This window comes from Phormidium sp. CCY1219, from assembly GCF_055795085.1.
The window spans coordinates 21,746-37,746 of the sequence record NZ_JAYFEQ010000805.1; the positions used below are offsets into that span (position 1 = coordinate 21,746).

Genomic DNA, 16,001 nt, shown 5'->3' on the forward strand with positions numbered 1-16,001 from the left:
CCCATCCCACCATCCCCCCCGTCGGGTGCGTTACCCCCGCCCCCAACCCCTGGAACAACCATCAAATCGCATCTCCAAGGTAAGACCCCCACCCCAGCAAGGAACCTCCCCAAATGCGATCGCCGGACATTCCCCCCAGTATTTCAGTCACACCTGTGAATAATTGTAAATTTTTTTGAGCCTCGCCCTTGCCGAAATCCGCTTTTGTCTATATAACACCTTCCAGAGTCGTCTAAAACAGCACACAGGTCATAGTATGAACAAAGCTGCAGAAATTCAAAGTATCGTCGCCCAGCGTCACCCCCTGGCGAAAAAGCTGGCATATATCGAGTCCAACCTAAAAAATCTGTACAATGGGATATAGAAATTAGAACAAAATCGCCAGCAGCAATTTGCCTACTGGTCAGAAAAACCCGACAAGCAGTCTAACTTCAATCGCCTCAACTTCGCGCCATTTCAGGAGCAAGCCACAGAACTGCTAGAAGCCCTGCGGCGGCTACAAGGCAGATTTGCTCGCCCTACCCTGAATATTGGCGTAATTGGGCGGATGGGTCAGGGAAAAAGCACCCTCCTGCAAAGCTTAACGGGTCTCAATAATGATGTCATTCCCGCACTTCAAGGGAAAGCTTGTACCGCAGCCCGCAGTACCATTTTCCACGAAGTCGGCGGCTCAACCACAGCAGAAATTGAATTTCATTCAAAAGCCTCTTTTTTAAAGGAAGTAATTCTTCCCTACTACGACAAACTGGGCTTAGACCCGAAACCGACATCCTTCAAAGAGTTTGCCCATTCGGAAATTCCTCGCTTATCTTCGCCTCACCAAACTGACGTTAATATCTATAACAATCTCAGATATTATCATGCCAATGTAGCACGGTATCGCGACTGGCTCGAACGCGGAGTTTACACCATTCACGACCCGTCACAAGTGGCCAATTACGTGTCGCAAAAGTATGATGCCCAAACCTATCGAGTGATAAATTACGAGTGTTTGGCGGTCAAGCACGTTAAAATTCGATGCCCGTTTCCCAGCGATGAAATCGGCGATATCGTCTTAGTGGATGTTCCCGGATTGGGGGATTTCCGCCTGGGAGATGAAGCGATCGCGATCGAAGCCCTGGCGCAAGAGGTGGATTTTATTTTATTCATCCGCAAGCCCTCCAAGGATCGCGCTAGTCTCGAACAAAATGATACCCAGTTATATGACCTGGCTAACCAAGCTTTAAACGATTTACCCTCTCGCTCTCTATTTGTCCTCAACGTAGACCGGAATCGGGAAAACGAGATAACTTGCCAGTCTCAGAAAACAGATATCGAGTCAGGAACGGTAAAAATGCCCGTGTTAGACTGCACGATCGCCGACTGCTCCTCTCCGGAAGAAGCCAATAGCAAAGTGCTGCAGGTGGTACTGGATAATCTGCGATCGAATATCACCGAATTAGATAAAAATTATGCCTGGAATAAACTGCAAGACCTACAAAGGGCGATCGCCGATCTGAAAAACCAGTTAGCCTCCGCTCGAGATGTCTTACCCGATATCGACAAATACGAACTCGAAAAAAAATACAATAAATGGATTACTCAAAAATTTTGGGTCACTCTGACAAAGGAGCTAGAAAAACTACTAGAGCAATTAGATTCAACTCGCGATACAGAGGATGAAAATCTAAAATTGCAAATTGAAAGCGTCATTCAGGAATGTGACAAAAACCCGCCGCTACCCACTGAGGAAGATATCGAAGGGAAGAACTACGAAATTGGCTCCTACCTCAGTGCTTACAACGAGTATTTGGGGGAAGTCCGCACCGGGCTATCGCAGAAATTTCTCGATATCGATAAAGGACTCAAAAAATCCATTACAGACACCAAAGAAAAGGTGGTCAAAGTTTTAGTGGAAAAATGTTCGTTAGGCGGACTCAGCGCAGCGCGGGACTCAGAAGAGTTTCTGACAGAAGAGTTTCTGACAGAAGTTGCCAGCCAAATTACCCCGGAGTATCCCGAAGTCAAAACAGGATTACCCGGGAGAATATGGAATCAATAGACCAGAAAAACAAGAATAAGTCAAAAATTTTCTTCGAGAATCGGCGGCGATTGTCATTCCCATTGATGCAGCGGCGCTGATGGAACAAGGTGGCATTTACCATGAAACCTTCAATCAGCCCACTCAGTTAACGGATTGGTTTAAAGAGGTTTTTCAAGACTGGGAAACGCCGCGATTAGTGATTTTTGCTCCGGTCAAATGCGAAAAGTATATCAAAGAACAACGCAAGGACGAGTTATTCGATGGCGTCGAATGTGGATATAAAAAGCTCCTGAAAAAGTTGAGCAGCGATGATTTGCTCGGAAAAGTTGCGGTAGCGATCGCCCCAGTGGAAACTGTGGGGAATGTATTTTTTTCCCGCCTTGAAGAAACCGAACAAAAGGAGACGAGATGGTATTACCGAAAGTACGATGCGAATGACCGCTATGAGCCGAAAAATAGCGAACAACCGCTCAAATATATTTTAAAATTTATTTGCGAGGTGTATTTGAGCAAAAAACCTCCTCTGTTCTCTAGAGCGTTCGACTCTTTGTTTGGTGGCAGGACTTCTTTAAATAATGCTGTTCGGAAGTTTGCTGACCCCGATTTAAAGGTCACAAAAATCGTTCAAGGTAAAGAGTTGTTAAATATTGAAACGTAGGAGTAGTGATGGAGATTTATGTTAGCAGTCGGGGAGTTTCCCAGGGATACTGTTGGGTAGATGCGAAAAATCAGCAGCCTCAGCCAGAAATTCCAGGTTTAGATGATGACATTTTCAAGTTCGTGGATAGTGATTCATTTTCTTTGGTGATTTATCGCGATCGCCAAGAGAACCTGTATTTGGTGGTCACGGGTTTAAAATCCAGCGATCGCAGCGATAACCGCACCCGCACGATTCGCAACTCCATTTTGTGGAAAGGTGACAACTCTGAGGAAGCCAAAATTCGCGCGATCGCCGTACAAGCGTTGGATGGAGAACTGACCGCAAAAGTCGATAACGCAATCCGTCCCGATAATAATTACCGAGGATTTAAGGTCGATTTCCCTCAAATAGAAAAATTGGCGGCTAGCTCAACGCTCAACACTCGCCAAGCTGTGGATACCACTTGTAAATTTGGAAACTTATCCAGTTTACAAACCGAACTGCGTGAAGAACTAACAAACTATCAATTACCCGACAAATTACCCAACAACAATCAATTACCCAATTATCGCATTTTAGCCCTAGTCTGTGGCACGACTCCTAAAACAACCTTTGAAGAATATGCCATTTGGCGAGGCTTGTCAGACCAGCTAAACAATGAAAAATGGGAACAAATTTCATCGCCAAATATACCAAAGTTAGCACAAATTCCACAAAAAATCGTGACACAAATCAGAAATCTAAGCAGACTAAATAAGCTATCAGTAGGGGGTTTGTTGATTGTTTCTATAGTATTAAATTGCTTTTTGGGCTATCAAGTGTACCTCGAAAACAATATAAAATATAAACAGACGAAAATCGAGGAATTAAAGCAGGAAATTGAAGAATTGAAGGAGAGCAAAAATGAATTGAAAAAAGAGTACCAAGAGTATAAAAATTAAATAACAGAAATGGAACAATACAGGAAAGAACTGTATGGAATAATTGACGGATTACAAGAAAAAATCGACGGATACCAAAAAACGTATTACCAATTTCAAAAAGATTCTGAGCAATTATACGAAAATCCTCAAAAGTTACGCGATCGCTATCCTTCGATTGGTGGATAGTCCATAACTGAGAAAGAACCGGGGGACGACAAGTTTCCCGGTACTTTCTCACAGGGATATCGCCACCGGATTTCAAAATTTTGTGGTAAAATAACACCCAACTTGCATGGAGGGGAGAGCAACGATGTCAGAAACGCCTCGGGTATTAGACGACGACGAGCTGCATAATTGGCAATTAAACATCGCCGAAGCCAATCGAAATAACATTTTTTGCCACTGTCGTCAATGCGGTTACGAATGGGTGGATTCGGTGGAAGAGGTTTCCTGCGATCGCTGTGGGAGCAACAATATCGAGCAGATTGCTTGTTGGCAATTTCCCGATGGGTAAGCGCGAATTAAAGCCGGCGATTGAAATCGCACCTGAGCAAATAAAGTCCGCCAACGCGGACTAATTTTTTACCTCTATTCCGGGGGAGACGAGATAAACGGCTAGCCACCTTCCAAATGGCGCGATCGCAGTTCCCTTTCCCTTCAATTCCTCACCCTTGTTTCAGCAGCAAGTTCCGGGCAATCTGTTCCCATTCGTGGGGTAACGAGTCGGTGACTGCTGGTTGTCCGCTGCGTCTGTACCAGTATCGCGCATTGCTGTAGTCTCCTTCTTTGCGATGCAGATAGGCATGAACCCAGGCGCTATCCGCGTCGCTGGCATTTTGCACGATATCATGTGCCCGGTCCCACTGTCCTTTTTTGTCATACCACAGCGATCGCATCGCCGCAGGCATGTCAGGGGGGCAAGTATCCTGACTTTCAATCAGTTGCGTGAATTCATCCAAAGTTCTCATCTGAATTCCTCCTTTATTCTGTTGCTTCTTTTACTGTAGCACTCGCACAATTGCCGCACAAGTCCACCCTCGGGAACGACAACCCAGCCACCAGCGCATCAGTTCCCCGCCACCGCCAAAAAATCTGTCCTTCGATAGAAGTGAAACCCCCGGAGAGTTTGTTAAATTTTAATCAATATCCCCCGATTCCTTTTCCGGTGCTTGGATTCCACCCAAAAAACCGTTAAAAAAAAACTGTAGCTAAAGAGAGATTAATTATGGCTAAAAACGAACAAGAAGACCTCAGAAAACAAGCCGCAGAAGAAGGCAATGTAGAAGATTTGCCCCAAACCGTTACCGAATCATTTGGAACTGGCGTAGAGGGGCAGCCCGGTTATAATATTGGCGGTCGCAGCATGGAAAATAAGATGCAGCAATACAACGCCACCGGACCGGAACTCAGCGGCGGCGATGTAGATGCGGCGTGGTCTGAGGCAGAAAATACCGGGGAAGAAGTGGTGGGCGGAACCGCACCCACACCGGATAAAAATGTAGTAGACGAACTCGGCGCGGCGGTGGGATTGGAAAGAGACGATCGCCAACCCATCCAGACAGAAGATCGGATGGAACAACGGGATAGCGATCGCTGGGAATTAGATCCGCAATCCGACCCCAATTATCAAGAACATCGCCCCTAGAACAATAGCGGCGAATGGGGGGATTTTAAAGAAGATTCCGGTTATGCAAACCGGGTGCAAATCATAGAGAGGGAGTGCCTCCCCGCAGTGGCACTCCCATGTGAATGACTCGAATCATCTTAGTTTTTTGTGCGGACATCTTCTTGAAACCAACCGATAAAGAAGCGATCGAGTAAATCCGTAGTCTCCGGGCCGGCTTTATAGAGATTGGGTTCCGACATTTCCGACAGTTTCAGATAAGGGTTGCGCGCCTCAATTTTCAAAGTTCCCATACTGGCTCTCGGTGGGCAGTCACTTTCTAGAATTGAAGTGTTGGCGAAGGTAATTGCTTGAACTACCACCACCTCAACCGCATCGGGGTAATCGCTGGGTTGTCGGATATTGTCCGGCATATTGTTGGCATTAAATGCTTTTAGCCACGCTTCTGAGCTGAGCATTACGATCGCCGGAAAGGTATTTTTGCCATATTTTTTGTAAAACTTCGTGCCAGCTTCTTCCAACACCTGACGGCGTTTAGTAGAGCGATGGAAATTTTCGTCTACATCGAGACTAATCAGGTGGAGTTTTTGTCGAGAGTCCAAGACTTTGAGGATGGGTGGAAATGCAGTGGGTTTACAATCGGCACAATAATTTTTGATAAAGTCTAGTTCGACTTTAACAAATTCCATCAGTTGTTTGTCAGTGAGGACAAAATCGTTTATGCTTTGCGACATAGCAATCCTCCGGAAGCGAGTGCTTCCCCTCCAATCGCAGTAGGGATTAGTTTACGGTTTTATTGTAGCGCTGTGGTTGTTGTCAACTGGGGTGGGGAGGGAGTCGGGGAGTCATCGGGAGAGCGATCGCTCCTCAGGGGCGATCGCCGCCAAAGCGCGATCGCGCCGATGCAGGGTAGTGGGTGACGAAGGTAGCGGGAAAAACACCCCGGAATATTTTGCTGTAGGCTTGACAAAAAATCGGTTTTGTGGCAGGAGAACACAAGAGAGGTAAAATCGTGGCGGGGGGAGGGAGAGGCGGTGGGGGTAAAACAAAAAGGACTCGCCGCTTCATCGCGGGAATCTTAACATTTTTTTAAAATTTGGAAAAGTTAAAATTTTCTGACAAACAATCGCCGTTTTTCTGTTCTGTGATAAAAGAAGAACATCCCGCCGCTGGGTTTTGGGAATGGAGGTTCCAGAGTCAGAACCCTGCCGATCCAGCCGCAAAAGGGTTTGGGGAGGTCAGTGGCGCGGCGATCGCCCGAGGGTTTGGTGGCTCATTTGTCAGGAAAACAATATAAATTACCTAAATTTAGATTAAACTAGCGCCAACAACAGCAGTGGAGACGATAAAATCCTCAAATTAAGAAACCCCACCCTCAAGACCAGAATCAAACCGGAGAACAGCTTGACAAAGGAGGGAAATTGCATTTAAAATCATCCAACAGATTGGCAAGCCTGTAGACTTATCCAGCGCAGTCGTTAGAGCTGCGATCGGGAATTTATAGCCGTTGTAAATCATCAAGAAAAGGGAAAGCAATGGAAAAGCGTGGAGTAAGCAAACCTCATGCAAAAATGGAGCGTTTTAGGTGGAGGGAGGAAATCGATTTGAGGGAGAATTCTGGCTAAAACTTGATGTAAAAACAGCCAGGGTTTCGCCGGAGAAAGGGGTGCCGCCCACGGACACCAAAAAAGCCCGGGCGAGGCAGGGTTGAGAGTCCGACAGAAGAGGGAAAGAGAAGGGAGAGAAAGGGAAGCGAGCGGCTTTCAACCGAGAGAATCAGCCATCAGGCAGCAAGGCAAAAAAACTGTTGTCGGTCAATTCAATCCCAAACTAAAGAAAAAGCAGGGGAAGCGATCGCACTTAAAAACTGCAGGGGAACACCCACACAAAGCGTCGAGGGAGTTTCCATACCGAATGGATAGTTAGTTTAAGCGAACAGGAGAAACGATGAAAATAGCGGTAGCCAAAGAAACAGAAGTAGGAGAGCGTCGCGTGGCGTTAATCCCGGATATCGTGGCGCGGTTAGTCAAACAGGGACTAGAAATTTGGGTAGAGGCGGGAGCGGGAGAGGCAGCATTTTTTCCCGACGAAGCCTACGAAGCGGCGGGTGCCACCGTCATGGGCGACAGCGAGAAACTGTGGGCCGAAGCCGATATTGTAGTCAAAGTTGCGCCTCCGAAAGACAACGAAATCGACAAACTGCGCCAAGGCAGCATAGCGATCGGATTTCTCAATCCCTTAAGCAATCCCCAATTAATCGAGCGACTGGCGCAGCGCGGCGTCACCGCCTTGAGCATGGAGACGATCCCGCGCACCACCAAAGCGCAAAGCATGGATGCCCTCTCCTCCCAAGCAGCGGTTGCCGGATATAAAGCCGCACTACTCGCGGCAACCAATGCGCCGAAATTCTTTCCCATGTTAACCACCGCCGCCGGCACCATACGGCCCGCGAAAGTGTTTATCATGGGAGCCGGGGTTGCCGGATTGCAAGCGATCGCCACCGCCCGTCGTTTAGGAGCCGTAGTGGAAGCCTTTGACATTCGTCCGGCGGTGAAAGAAGAAGTAGAAAGCCTCGGGGCCAAATTCGTAGAAATCAAACTCGACGAAGACACCGTAGCCGAGGGAGGGTATGCCAAAGAACTCTCCGAAGAATCGAAAAAGCGGACCCAAGAATTAGTCGCCGATACCGTTGCCGGCGCAGACGTGGTGATTACCACCGCCCAAGTTCCCGGCAAAACAGCGCCTACCCTAATCACCGAAGAAATGTTCGCGCGGATGAAACCGGGATCGGTGATTGTAGACTTAGCCGCCGAACAAGGGGGGAACTGCGTTTACACCGAAGGCGGAAAAGACATCGTGCGAGACGGAATCACGATTGTCGGGCCGATTAACCTGCCCTCATCCATGCCGGTTCACGCTTCCCAAATGTATGCAAAAAACATTGCCACCTTAGTGCAGTATATCGTCAAAGATGGGGAAGTGAAGATAGATTTTGAAGATGAAATCATCGCCGGATCCTGCATCGCCCACGAGGGTGAAATCAAGAACGAGCGGGTGCGCCAAGCCCTAGAAACCGTCAGTGGCAGCGTGTGACAACCGGGGGACGCGAGCGCCGAGGGGCGATCGTGAGGGAACGCCCCTGCGAGCCGACCCTCGGCGTGCCGCGCGCCCCAGCAGTAGCGACCAAATCCAGGAGACAGTAGAATTATGTCCGATGTATTAATTTCTTCGCTGTTCGTATTTGTGCTAGCAGCCTTTGCCGGATTTGAAGTAATTACCAAAGTACCGCCCACCCTGCATACACCGTTAATGTCAGGGGCGAATGCGATTTCTGGAATCGCAATTTTGGGGGCACTAATCGTAGCCGGCGAGCGAGATTGGAACGTAACGGTAATTTTAGGATTGCTAGCGGTAATCTTTGCCACCATTAACGTTGTGGGAGGTTTCCTAGTGACCGATCGCATGTTGCAAATGTTCAAGAAAAAAGAGGTGAACCCATGAGCGAATTTCTGCCTACTGGAATCCAGCTCAGCTATATCGTTGCGGCATCATTATTTTTCCTGGGGTTGAAAAAGCTAAGTTCCCCATCCACCGCCCGCAACGGCAATTTACTCGCTGCGATCGCGATGTTGGTAGCGATCGTCGCCACCTTGCTCGATGCCCAAGTGCTGAACTACCCGATGATTTTGCTTGGCATCGCGATCGGTTCTGCGATCGGCGCGATCGCCGCCCAGAAAGTCGAAATGACCGCCATGCCGCAAATGGTCGGTTTATTCAACGGCTTTGGCGGTGCCGCCTCCGCCCTGATTGCCGTAGGAGAATTTTGGCGCTACTATTCCAGCTTCGAGAATCCCCCCCTAGACACCACCATCACCGCATTGCTGGGCGTCTTAATTGGCGGTATCACCTTCACCGGATCTCTCGTCGCCTTTGCCAAACTGCAAGGCATTATGACCGGAAGACCCATCACCTTCCCCTTGCAGCAACCCTTTAACGCCCTGCTGCTGGGCGGATTTCTCGCCGGCAGCCTTTATCTGTGCCTCAATCCCCTGAACACCCCCGTCTTCCTCGGCGTTGTGGGGATTTCTCTGATACTCGGCTTCATGTTCGTCATCCCCATCGGCGGAGGCGACATGCCGGTGGTGATTTCCCTGTTAAACTCCTTTTCCGGGCTAGCCGCATCCGCTGCCGGCTTCGTGGTGATGAACAACATGCTGATCGTTGCCGGTGCCTTGGTGGGTGCCTCCGGAATCATCCTCACCGTCATCATGTGCAAAGCGATGAACCGATCGCTCACCAACGTCCTCTTTGCCGCCTTCGGAACCGGTGAAGGCGGTGGTGCCACTGGCGCAGGCGGTGACGCCGGCGAGAAAGTGGTGCGCTCCATCGATCCGGAAGAAAGTGCGATGATGCTCGGTTACGCCCGCTCCATCGTCATCGTTCCCGGATATGGCATGGCTGTGGCCCAAGCACAGCACGCCGTGCGCGAATTGGCCGACCAACTCGAACGCCTCGGCGTGGAAGTGAAATACGCCATCCACCCGGTTGCCGGTCGGATGCCCGGACATATGAACGTGCTATTGGCAGAAGCCAATGTGCCTTACGAACTGTTGTGCGATATGGACGACATCAATCCGGAATTCGATCGCACTGACGTGGCATTGGTCATCGGGGCTAACGATGTGGTCAACCCCGCCGCCCGCGACAATTCCGCCAGTCCCATTTACGGCATGCCGATTCTCGAAGTAGACAAAGCCGGTCACACTATCGTCATCAAGCGCAGTCTCAATACCGGTTTCGCCGGCATTGACAACGACCTATTTTACAAAGACAAAACCATGATGCTGTTTGGCAGTGCAAAAGATATTGTCACCAAGCTCGTGGGTGAAGTGAAGCAGTTGTAACACAAGATTCCCTTCCCTTCGCTACAGATTCTATTCTGTTTCTCTCCCCCCCCCCCAACTCACAGCCGCCCAGTGGTACTCGTTCCTCGGTTCCGACAACGAGGCATCACAGGCTCCGCCTCCCGCTCCAGAAGCGTTTTCGCCTGGGGCGGGTTTTTTTACGCCGGGGCACCATTTGAGCCTGATGAAGGGCAACTCTATCCCCAGTCAGAGCAGCTCACCGCCGAAACTCCCTCTTTCGATAGTCGCGATCGCCTGAAAAATTTTTTACCCTTAAAACAAGCCGGGTGTATGGAATTCTATCGAATTCCCATGTTCCCATTTTAATTAAATTTAGGAGAAAATTACGGTTATGAAAGTTAAAAGCAATTGGAGAAATTCTCTACTATTAACCTCGATTATTTCTTTAGCGGCAAGCGGGTTAGGCGGTGCGGTTCTCCCCCAACAGGCGAAAAGCCAAAACATCCAACCCGCGATCGCACAGGCGAAGGAATTTCGCGTCGCACAAGTCTCCAATGCTTGTCGGGAAGTCTCGAAACCCGGGGGGATTACCGTGCTCATCGATCCGCGTCCCGATAGTGCGGTGGTGGGAGAAATCCCCAATAACGAGCAAGTGGCCATTGATGGTCCTGGCGCAGGGGGTTGGGTGTCGATTTCCGCGCCTTATCAAGGGTACGTGCGCGCCAACGATTTAGCCTATTGCCCCGAGAGTGCATCTCCCCCCATCAACGACTGTCGCGAAGTGCTTGGAGAGGGTGCCACCGTTTGGCAAACCCCCTCGTTCGAGAGTGGAGTCGTGGGAAATCTCGACTTTCGCGAACAGGTAGCGATCGAGAATCGCGGTCAAAATGGTTGGGTGCCGATTTACGCCCCCTTTGAGGGCTACATTCAGGCGAATAATCTGGGATATTGTGAAAGTACATTATGAGAAACTGATGCCAGGGCGGTGAGAGGAGGCGATCGCGCCAGATAGGAAACGTCATGCTGGATGCTTTCCCTTTGCCCCTCAATCGAGCTAACAAACATGCTAACCCAAACCACCGCCCTGGTGGGAAAGAAAATTATCCTCCCAGAACCTTTCGAGTCAGGTCCAAAATTGGCGAAAACACAGCTGCTTCTTCCGGCGTTAAATACCCTTTAACCACATCTTGCATGACGCTATAAGTCAGTGCCGAATGGCGCTGAACTTGCAACGCATGTAAAATGCTTTTAAACCAGAGTAAAAAATCGTTTTGCAGGCGATCGAGGTCATTACTCAATAACGCAGCAGAAGAGTGGCGCAGCACCCGAATCAAGTCCAGACGCCATTTTGCCGTCAAATCCTCAGAACCGCGATTGAAGATATCCGGGTCGCGGGATTGGAGTTTTTCTTGTACTTGGCGAACGATGTCTTTTTCCGCTGCTTGAATTTTTTGATAAGCACTCAAGCGCAGTGGGAACGTTTTAAAGTAATCTTTCAGGAATTGCAATTCTGCCGCTGTGGCATAGCGACCATCAGCAGAGGCACGCAGACGTCCGAATTGGGTTAACATGGAAAATCCGGTGTGGTCGATGAAACAACAACAAACAGGTAGAAGAAACACAAGTCAGCGATCGCGACTGCTTTGCCGGCGAAATTTACGCTTGACGAGTGCGAGATAAATATTCGCCCACTTGGAAGCGGATATCCTTCAATTCGCTCAACACCGAACGAGTAATCAGCTTACCCGGTTCCACCACCACATCACCAGTGATCGGGTGCAACAACGCTTGTTCCGTGCGGCGACCGATGAGCGCTTCTACATCTTCGAGGGCGTCAATATACATACCAGAAGGCACTTCCACCACCACCCCTTCGCCCAAAACCCGCGACTGACAAGCCAGCCGAGAATTAGCCTGGGCGGTGGTAATCACCTCCAGGGTACGCTGTTCGCGGCGTGCCATTGTAGAGAGACTCTCCATGCCCTGTTTGATATAGACGTGGCAGGTGGCGCACAGACCCCGACCGCCACATTCTTTCAGCACATGTAGATCTTCTGACAATAACGCAGACAGGAGGTTGGCATTGGTTTGCACTTCTGTATTTTGGGAAATTGGCTCTAACCTGACAATTTTGACCATTTTTCACTTCTTGTTGGTAGTTGCGTGGTTGACACTAAGCGCGCGAGGGTTGCGGGCAATTAACCCTTGACAAAAAACGACTTCTGTGCATCAAAGAGGCCACAGAAATCCGAACGGGATGCACCCTGAGGGCAAAGGACGATTTATGAATAATTGTTACATTTCTCAGCACAAAACGACTGCCCCGGCATAGCAAAAATGCGCCGCAATTTAGCCCAGAGGCGAACTAGCATAGAAAATAGGCAAGAGAAAACCCAACCCTCGATTCGGACAAACTCGGGCAAAGGATGAACCATGAACCCCACCCACCTCAGTAGCGATCGCGCCTCATTGCACCCCCTGAAACCACAACTTTCCAAATACCGCATACTCCAATTAGTGGGACAAGGGCAATTTGGCAAAGTCTTTTGTGCAACAGAACGCAAAACCGAGCAATTGGTGGCCCTCAAAGAACTCACCCACCAACGGCTTACCACCCATAAATTTTTGCAAGAACTCTGGTCCTTGCTGACCCTGCAGCATCCCAATATTGTCACCTGTCGCGCCTTAGAACAAACCCCCACCGCCCGCTATTTCGTCATGGACTACTGCGAAGGCAGCACCCTGCGCGAACTGCTCGAACGGCAAAACTCCCTAACCCTAGCCGAAGGCTTGCACCTGATGCGCTGCATTCTCGCCGGATTAGACTGCGCCCACCGACAAAGCATCGTTCACTGCGATCTCAAACCAGAAAACATCCTCCTGACCCTGAAAAACGGCGAATGGTTTGCCCGACTCTCCGATTTTGGCATTGCCCGCCGCTTTTCGCAATTTCAGTCCCAGCGCCCTCGGTCCGACGCGATGGAAGCCATTGGCGCGATCGCCTACACCGCCCCCGAAGGATTTTACGGTCTGTACTCCCCCAGTGCCGATTTGTACTCGATGGGGATTTTGCTCTTTGAAATCCTGCTGGGCGATCGCCCCTTTTCCGGCAACCCCACCCAACTCATGTGGGCACACTTAAACCAACGATTGTCCCTACCGCCCTGGATGCCCGCCGCCTTGCGCCACATCATCGCCAAAGCCCTAGAAAAACTGCCCGCCCGTCGCTACAAAACCGCCACCACAATGGCACAAGCCATTGCCCAAGCGCTGCAAGACCCGCAAGTCCAATCCCTATCCACTCGCCTGTTGCCCTTGGGAGAGCATCCCCCCACAGCAGAGGCCCCCACTCTAACCCTGACCCCGACTCAGACAAGCCGCATCGAATCCTCGCCCACCAAAGACTTCGCCTTAACCGCCACCGCCGAAGTCCTCTACACCGCCAGCGATCGACACCTGCAAATACAACCCGCCGACAACCCCCAGACGAAACAACTGAATTTCCCCGAAGCGATCGCCGCGATTCTCCCCGGAGCAAAAAACTGCACCATTGCCACCCAACACCACATTTACGCCATTTCTCCCGAAGCGGACCAGTGCCAACCCCTGCTGACCCTAAACCCCCCCTTCCACGCCGCGATCGACCCGCAAAACCGCTGGTTAGCCGTTGCCCGTCCCCGTCACTTAGCATTCTATTCCCTCACCCACCAAGCGCCCCTCAAACCCGATGCCCCGACTCACGCCTGTGCCCTACCCGCCCCCCGCTTACCGCAAATCCTCTTTCTCGACCCGCGCCATCTGCTCGCCATCTGGACCGATCCGCATCCGAAAAAACAGCGCACCCTGTTGCAAGTGTATGCCCGCCGGGGAATGCGAGTCGCTTCCGTGCAATTGCAACTGAAACTCGATCGCCTGATGCTTGCAGGGCAACCCTATACCCTCTTCGGCATCGCCCATCATCCCTTACCCGCCGCTTGGCGCATCCAACTGTTCCCCCTGCAAGTGACCCGGATTCCCTTATCCACCCCGCCCGCCTGTTGGTCCGCCGTCCCCGGAGGAATTATCCTCGCCCATGCGGGTGAAATTCTCTGCTTAGATGAAGAAGGAAATCCCCTGGGAAGCTGGCAGGGGGTACCAGAACCCGTGGCATTAGCGGCGGGTTTCCAGGGAGGAACCCTCACCCCGGGAGACTCCATGAAACTGGCGATCGCGACCCGAACCGATGCCGGTGGTGCAGCACTACACTACTTTGAGGTCAACGTCAAAAAAAATCCATGAGCGAACAGCAACACCCGCAGGTTTCCCCACCCTCCTTAGAGCTGCCGCATGTGGCGCAGACGATCCTCAAATGGAACCCGCCAACTATTGCGCCACCGGAAAGGTTCCCTGCAAAACCCCCATCGGTGCCCCAACTCGCCACCGAAGCGATGCAGCGGTTGATGGCGGCGATCGCCCAGGTGCGATCGCGTCCCGGCGGCGCGTCGGTAGACTCTGACCCCACTCCGGAAACCCTCACCCCCTACGTTTTAGAAGAAGCCGCCGATCTGTGGGACGCTTTGACCTGCGCCGAACCACTGGGAAACCCGGAATCGGCACCCCCGCAAGCAACACCGCCCCCTCGGTCTACCACCTACGCCTCAGAAACCGGGTTGATTTTCGTCGAAGAGTTGATTCCCCAACTGTTGTGGTCCGTGGTTCGCAGTTCCTCCGATCTGATGCGGGCGATCGCCGGGGTGCCCGGGCGCAGGATTCAGTCCGGGACACAAACCCCAGGCATGGTGCGACTGGTGGCCGGTTTGGACGCTTCTGGGGCGGATTGGTCTTGGTTTTTTGACCTCGCCAGCGATCGCCCCGTGCAACGACAAGCGGCGATCGCTACCCTGCAAGGCAGAGACATTCAGATTCAATCCGATGCGGTTCCTCTGTGTCACCAAGCAACCCCCAAGGATCGCTTAATTGCCACGGTGCAACGCCACCTGCAAAATGCCGCCCCAGAACTGGCGCATTTCCTGGAACCCTCCGCGATCGCGTTACTGCAACCGGGCACCCCCTGGCAAACCGCAAGGGTGCAACTGACGTTGGATTTTGAATTTTTCCCCGATGCGGAGGGGGACCTCACTGCCGCATCTGTGGAACCACCGCCCCCGATGTCGGTGGAACGGGATGGACCCCCCGCGCCGCGCCATACCAACATTCGGATTCCCTTGGCTCAAGTGACCGGGGAATTGACCCACCATGCGATCGCTGAGGCGGTGATGAGTCTGTTATCCCGGAAGGAGAAATGGAACCGGGAAAGTCCCGCTTGCACGCCGGATTTTCACGCGGGTCTGACCCGATTGGTGGCTTCGGCATGTGGACTGTTGCAGGAACAGAAGTCCCGATTGGCGTCGGTGGATGAGCTGGGGGCAAAGGACATGTCCCTGGATGAGTTGCTGCACCGCCTGTTATGGCAGATGGTTCGAGGGTCTTATTCGGTGATGCAGTTGGTGGTGGGGGTGGAAGCTTCTGTGCTGCGATCGCAAAGCTACTGGGAACGGGGGATATTGCGACTGGTGGGGATTTTGCAGGTGACTACCCCGGCGTTGAGTTGGCAGATGGATGTGGCCACCGGTGAGGCGGAATCCACATGCGCCTTGCCTGGGGATGCGATCGTGTATGCCCCGCAGTGGCAGGGGGGTGGAGAACCGACGATTGGGGAAAATTTGTTGCAGGGGTTAATCGAACAAATTCAAGCGCTGCCGCCTGCACAGGAGCTTAGCCCTACGGCGTCGCCGCTGAAGCGATTGGATGCGCGGTTGTTATCGTTGAAGGAGATTCCGGTGGAACTGTGCCACTCTGATTCGAGTTGGTACGGTGCATGCGCTCGGTTAAGCTTCCATTTGGAGTTTATTTCCCACCCGAATTTCCCGAGGTCAGAGGATTAGAT

At 51.3% G+C, this 16,001-nt stretch carries 16 protein-coding genes; 12 read left to right on the forward strand and 4 right to left on the reverse strand.

All coding sequences use genetic code 11. From position 1 onward, the window contains the following. Positions 1-538: 538 nt before the first annotated feature. From AC0QH1_RS24980 to AC0QH1_RS25000, 5 genes are all read left to right on the forward strand, one after another. On the forward strand, positions 539-2,041 hold the full coding sequence (locus tag AC0QH1_RS24980) for a hypothetical protein (RefSeq protein ID WP_324634161.1): 1,503 nt from the start codon (positions 539-541) through the stop codon (positions 2,039-2,041). 79 nt (positions 2,042-2,120) lie between these two features. Beyond that, a complete protein-coding gene (locus AC0QH1_RS24985) occupies positions 2,121-2,681 on the forward strand; it encodes a hypothetical protein (protein WP_324634130.1) in 561 nt (186 codons plus the stop codon). An 8-nt stretch (positions 2,682-2,689) separates the two neighbouring features. Next, complete coding sequence (locus AC0QH1_RS24990; RefSeq protein ID WP_324634131.1) at positions 2,690-3,604, forward strand: hypothetical protein; 915 nt, start codon at positions 2,690-2,692, stop codon at positions 3,602-3,604. Between the two features lie 9 nt (positions 3,605-3,613). After that, on the forward strand, positions 3,614-3,772 hold the full coding sequence (locus tag AC0QH1_RS24995) for a hypothetical protein (protein ID WP_324634132.1): 159 nt from the start codon (positions 3,614-3,616) through the stop codon (positions 3,770-3,772). A 124-nt stretch (positions 3,773-3,896) separates the two neighbouring features. Beyond that, positions 3,897-4,100, forward strand: a complete 204-nt coding sequence (locus AC0QH1_RS25000; protein WP_324634133.1) for a hypothetical protein — start codon at positions 3,897-3,899, stop codon at positions 4,098-4,100. Positions 4,101-4,251: 151 nt separating this feature from the next. Here the strand turns inward: AC0QH1_RS25000 and AC0QH1_RS25005 are convergent, their stop codons facing one another. Continuing rightward, complete coding sequence (locus tag AC0QH1_RS25005; protein ID WP_324634134.1) at positions 4,252-4,554, reverse strand: zinc-binding metallopeptidase family protein; 303 nt, start codon at positions 4,552-4,554, stop codon at positions 4,252-4,254. Between the two features lie 257 nt (positions 4,555-4,811). On the opposite strand from AC0QH1_RS25005, the gene AC0QH1_RS25010 reads away from it, so the two are divergent. Next, complete coding sequence (locus tag AC0QH1_RS25010) at positions 4,812-5,231, forward strand: DUF6335 family protein (protein WP_324634135.1); 420 nt, start codon at positions 4,812-4,814, stop codon at positions 5,229-5,231. 119 nt (positions 5,232-5,350) lie between these two features. Here the strand turns inward: AC0QH1_RS25010 and AC0QH1_RS25015 are convergent, their stop codons facing one another. After that, on the reverse strand, positions 5,351-5,944 hold the full coding sequence (locus AC0QH1_RS25015) for a hypothetical protein (protein WP_324634136.1): 594 nt from the start codon (positions 5,942-5,944) through the stop codon (positions 5,351-5,353). Positions 5,945-7,157: 1,213 nt separating this feature from the next. Here AC0QH1_RS25015 and AC0QH1_RS25020 point away from each other — a divergent pair. The 4 genes from AC0QH1_RS25020 to AC0QH1_RS25035 all read left to right on the forward strand — a co-directional run bounded on the left by AC0QH1_RS25020 (position 7,158) and on the right by AC0QH1_RS25035 (position 11,042). After that, on the forward strand, positions 7,158-8,303 hold the full coding sequence (locus AC0QH1_RS25020; RefSeq protein WP_324634137.1) for a Re/Si-specific NAD(P)(+) transhydrogenase subunit alpha: 1,146 nt from the start codon (positions 7,158-7,160) through the stop codon (positions 8,301-8,303). A 114-nt stretch (positions 8,304-8,417) separates the two neighbouring features. Continuing rightward, positions 8,418-8,711, forward strand: coding sequence for an NAD(P) transhydrogenase subunit alpha part 2 (locus AC0QH1_RS25025; RefSeq protein WP_324634138.1), 294 nt, complete (start codon positions 8,418-8,420; stop codon positions 8,709-8,711). After that, the gene (locus AC0QH1_RS25030; protein ID WP_324634139.1) at positions 8,708-10,114 is read left to right on the forward strand and encodes an NAD(P)(+) transhydrogenase (Re/Si-specific) subunit beta; all 1,407 of its coding nucleotides are present in this window, start codon (positions 8,708-8,710) and stop codon (positions 10,112-10,114) included. The genes AC0QH1_RS25025 and AC0QH1_RS25030 overlap by 4 nt, the downstream gene beginning before the upstream one ends. Before the next feature lie 352 nt (positions 10,115-10,466). After that, on the forward strand, positions 10,467-11,042 hold the full coding sequence (locus AC0QH1_RS25035) for an SH3 domain-containing protein (protein WP_324634140.1): 576 nt from the start codon (positions 10,467-10,469) through the stop codon (positions 11,040-11,042). Between the two features lie 133 nt (positions 11,043-11,175). Here AC0QH1_RS25035 and AC0QH1_RS25040 read toward each other — a convergent pair whose 3' ends face one another. Both AC0QH1_RS25040 and AC0QH1_RS25045 read right to left on the reverse strand, forming a co-directional pair. After that, entirely contained in the window at positions 11,176-11,646 is a 471-nt protein-coding gene (locus AC0QH1_RS25040; protein WP_324634141.1) for a globin family protein, read from the reverse strand. A gap of 85 nt (positions 11,647-11,731) precedes the next feature. Continuing rightward, on the reverse strand, positions 11,732-12,214 hold the full coding sequence (locus AC0QH1_RS25045; protein WP_324634142.1) for a 2Fe-2S iron-sulfur cluster-binding protein: 483 nt from the start codon (positions 12,212-12,214) through the stop codon (positions 11,732-11,734). Positions 12,215-12,508: 294 nt separating this feature from the next. On the opposite strand from AC0QH1_RS25045, the gene AC0QH1_RS25050 reads away from it, so the two are divergent. Further along, positions 12,509-14,353: a serine/threonine-protein kinase gene (locus tag AC0QH1_RS25050; RefSeq protein ID WP_324634144.1), complete on the forward strand. Its 1,845-nt coding sequence runs from the start codon at positions 12,509-12,511 to the stop codon at positions 14,351-14,353. Beyond that, a complete protein-coding gene (locus tag AC0QH1_RS25055) occupies positions 14,350-15,999 on the forward strand; it encodes a hypothetical protein (RefSeq protein ID WP_324634146.1) in 1,650 nt (549 codons plus the stop codon). Before AC0QH1_RS25050 ends, AC0QH1_RS25055 begins: the two co-directional genes overlap by 4 nt. The last annotated feature ends 2 nt before the right edge of the window (positions 16,000-16,001 follow it).

Excerpts from the sequence above, each read along its gene's own strand:
- AC0QH1_RS24985 (WP_324634130.1), top strand. The coding sequence starts at position 2,121 with ATGGAACAAGGTGGCATTTACCATGAAACCTTCAATCAGCCCACTCAG.
- AC0QH1_RS24990 (WP_324634131.1), top strand. The coding sequence starts at position 2,690 with ATGGAGATTTATGTTAGCAGTCGGGGAGTTTCCCAGGGATACTGTTGG.
- AC0QH1_RS24995 (WP_324634132.1), top strand. The coding sequence starts at position 3,614 with ATGGAACAATACAGGAAAGAACTGTATGGAATAATTGACGGATTACAA.
- AC0QH1_RS25000 (WP_324634133.1), top strand. The coding sequence starts at position 3,897 with ATGTCAGAAACGCCTCGGGTATTAGACGACGACGAGCTGCATAATTGG.
- AC0QH1_RS25005 (WP_324634134.1), bottom strand. The coding sequence starts at position 4,554 with ATGAGAACTTTGGATGAATTCACGCAACTGATTGAAAGTCAGGATACT.
- AC0QH1_RS25010 (WP_324634135.1), top strand. The coding sequence starts at position 4,812 with ATGGCTAAAAACGAACAAGAAGACCTCAGAAAACAAGCCGCAGAAGAA.
- AC0QH1_RS25015 (WP_324634136.1), bottom strand. The coding sequence starts at position 5,944 with ATGTCGCAAAGCATAAACGATTTTGTCCTCACTGACAAACAACTGATG.
- AC0QH1_RS25020 (WP_324634137.1), top strand. The coding sequence starts at position 7,158 with ATGAAAATAGCGGTAGCCAAAGAAACAGAAGTAGGAGAGCGTCGCGTG.
- AC0QH1_RS25025 (WP_324634138.1), top strand. The coding sequence starts at position 8,418 with ATGTCCGATGTATTAATTTCTTCGCTGTTCGTATTTGTGCTAGCAGCC.
- AC0QH1_RS25030 (WP_324634139.1), top strand. The coding sequence starts at position 8,708 with ATGAGCGAATTTCTGCCTACTGGAATCCAGCTCAGCTATATCGTTGCG.
- AC0QH1_RS25035 (WP_324634140.1), top strand. The coding sequence starts at position 10,467 with ATGAAAGTTAAAAGCAATTGGAGAAATTCTCTACTATTAACCTCGATT.
- AC0QH1_RS25040 (WP_324634141.1), bottom strand. The coding sequence starts at position 11,646 with ATGTTAACCCAATTCGGACGTCTGCGTGCCTCTGCTGATGGTCGCTAT.
- AC0QH1_RS25045 (WP_324634142.1), bottom strand. The coding sequence starts at position 12,214 with ATGGTCAAAATTGTCAGGTTAGAGCCAATTTCCCAAAATACAGAAGTG.
- AC0QH1_RS25050 (WP_324634144.1), top strand. The coding sequence starts at position 12,509 with ATGAACCCCACCCACCTCAGTAGCGATCGCGCCTCATTGCACCCCCTG.
- AC0QH1_RS25055 (WP_324634146.1), top strand. The coding sequence starts at position 14,350 with ATGAGCGAACAGCAACACCCGCAGGTTTCCCCACCCTCCTTAGAGCTG.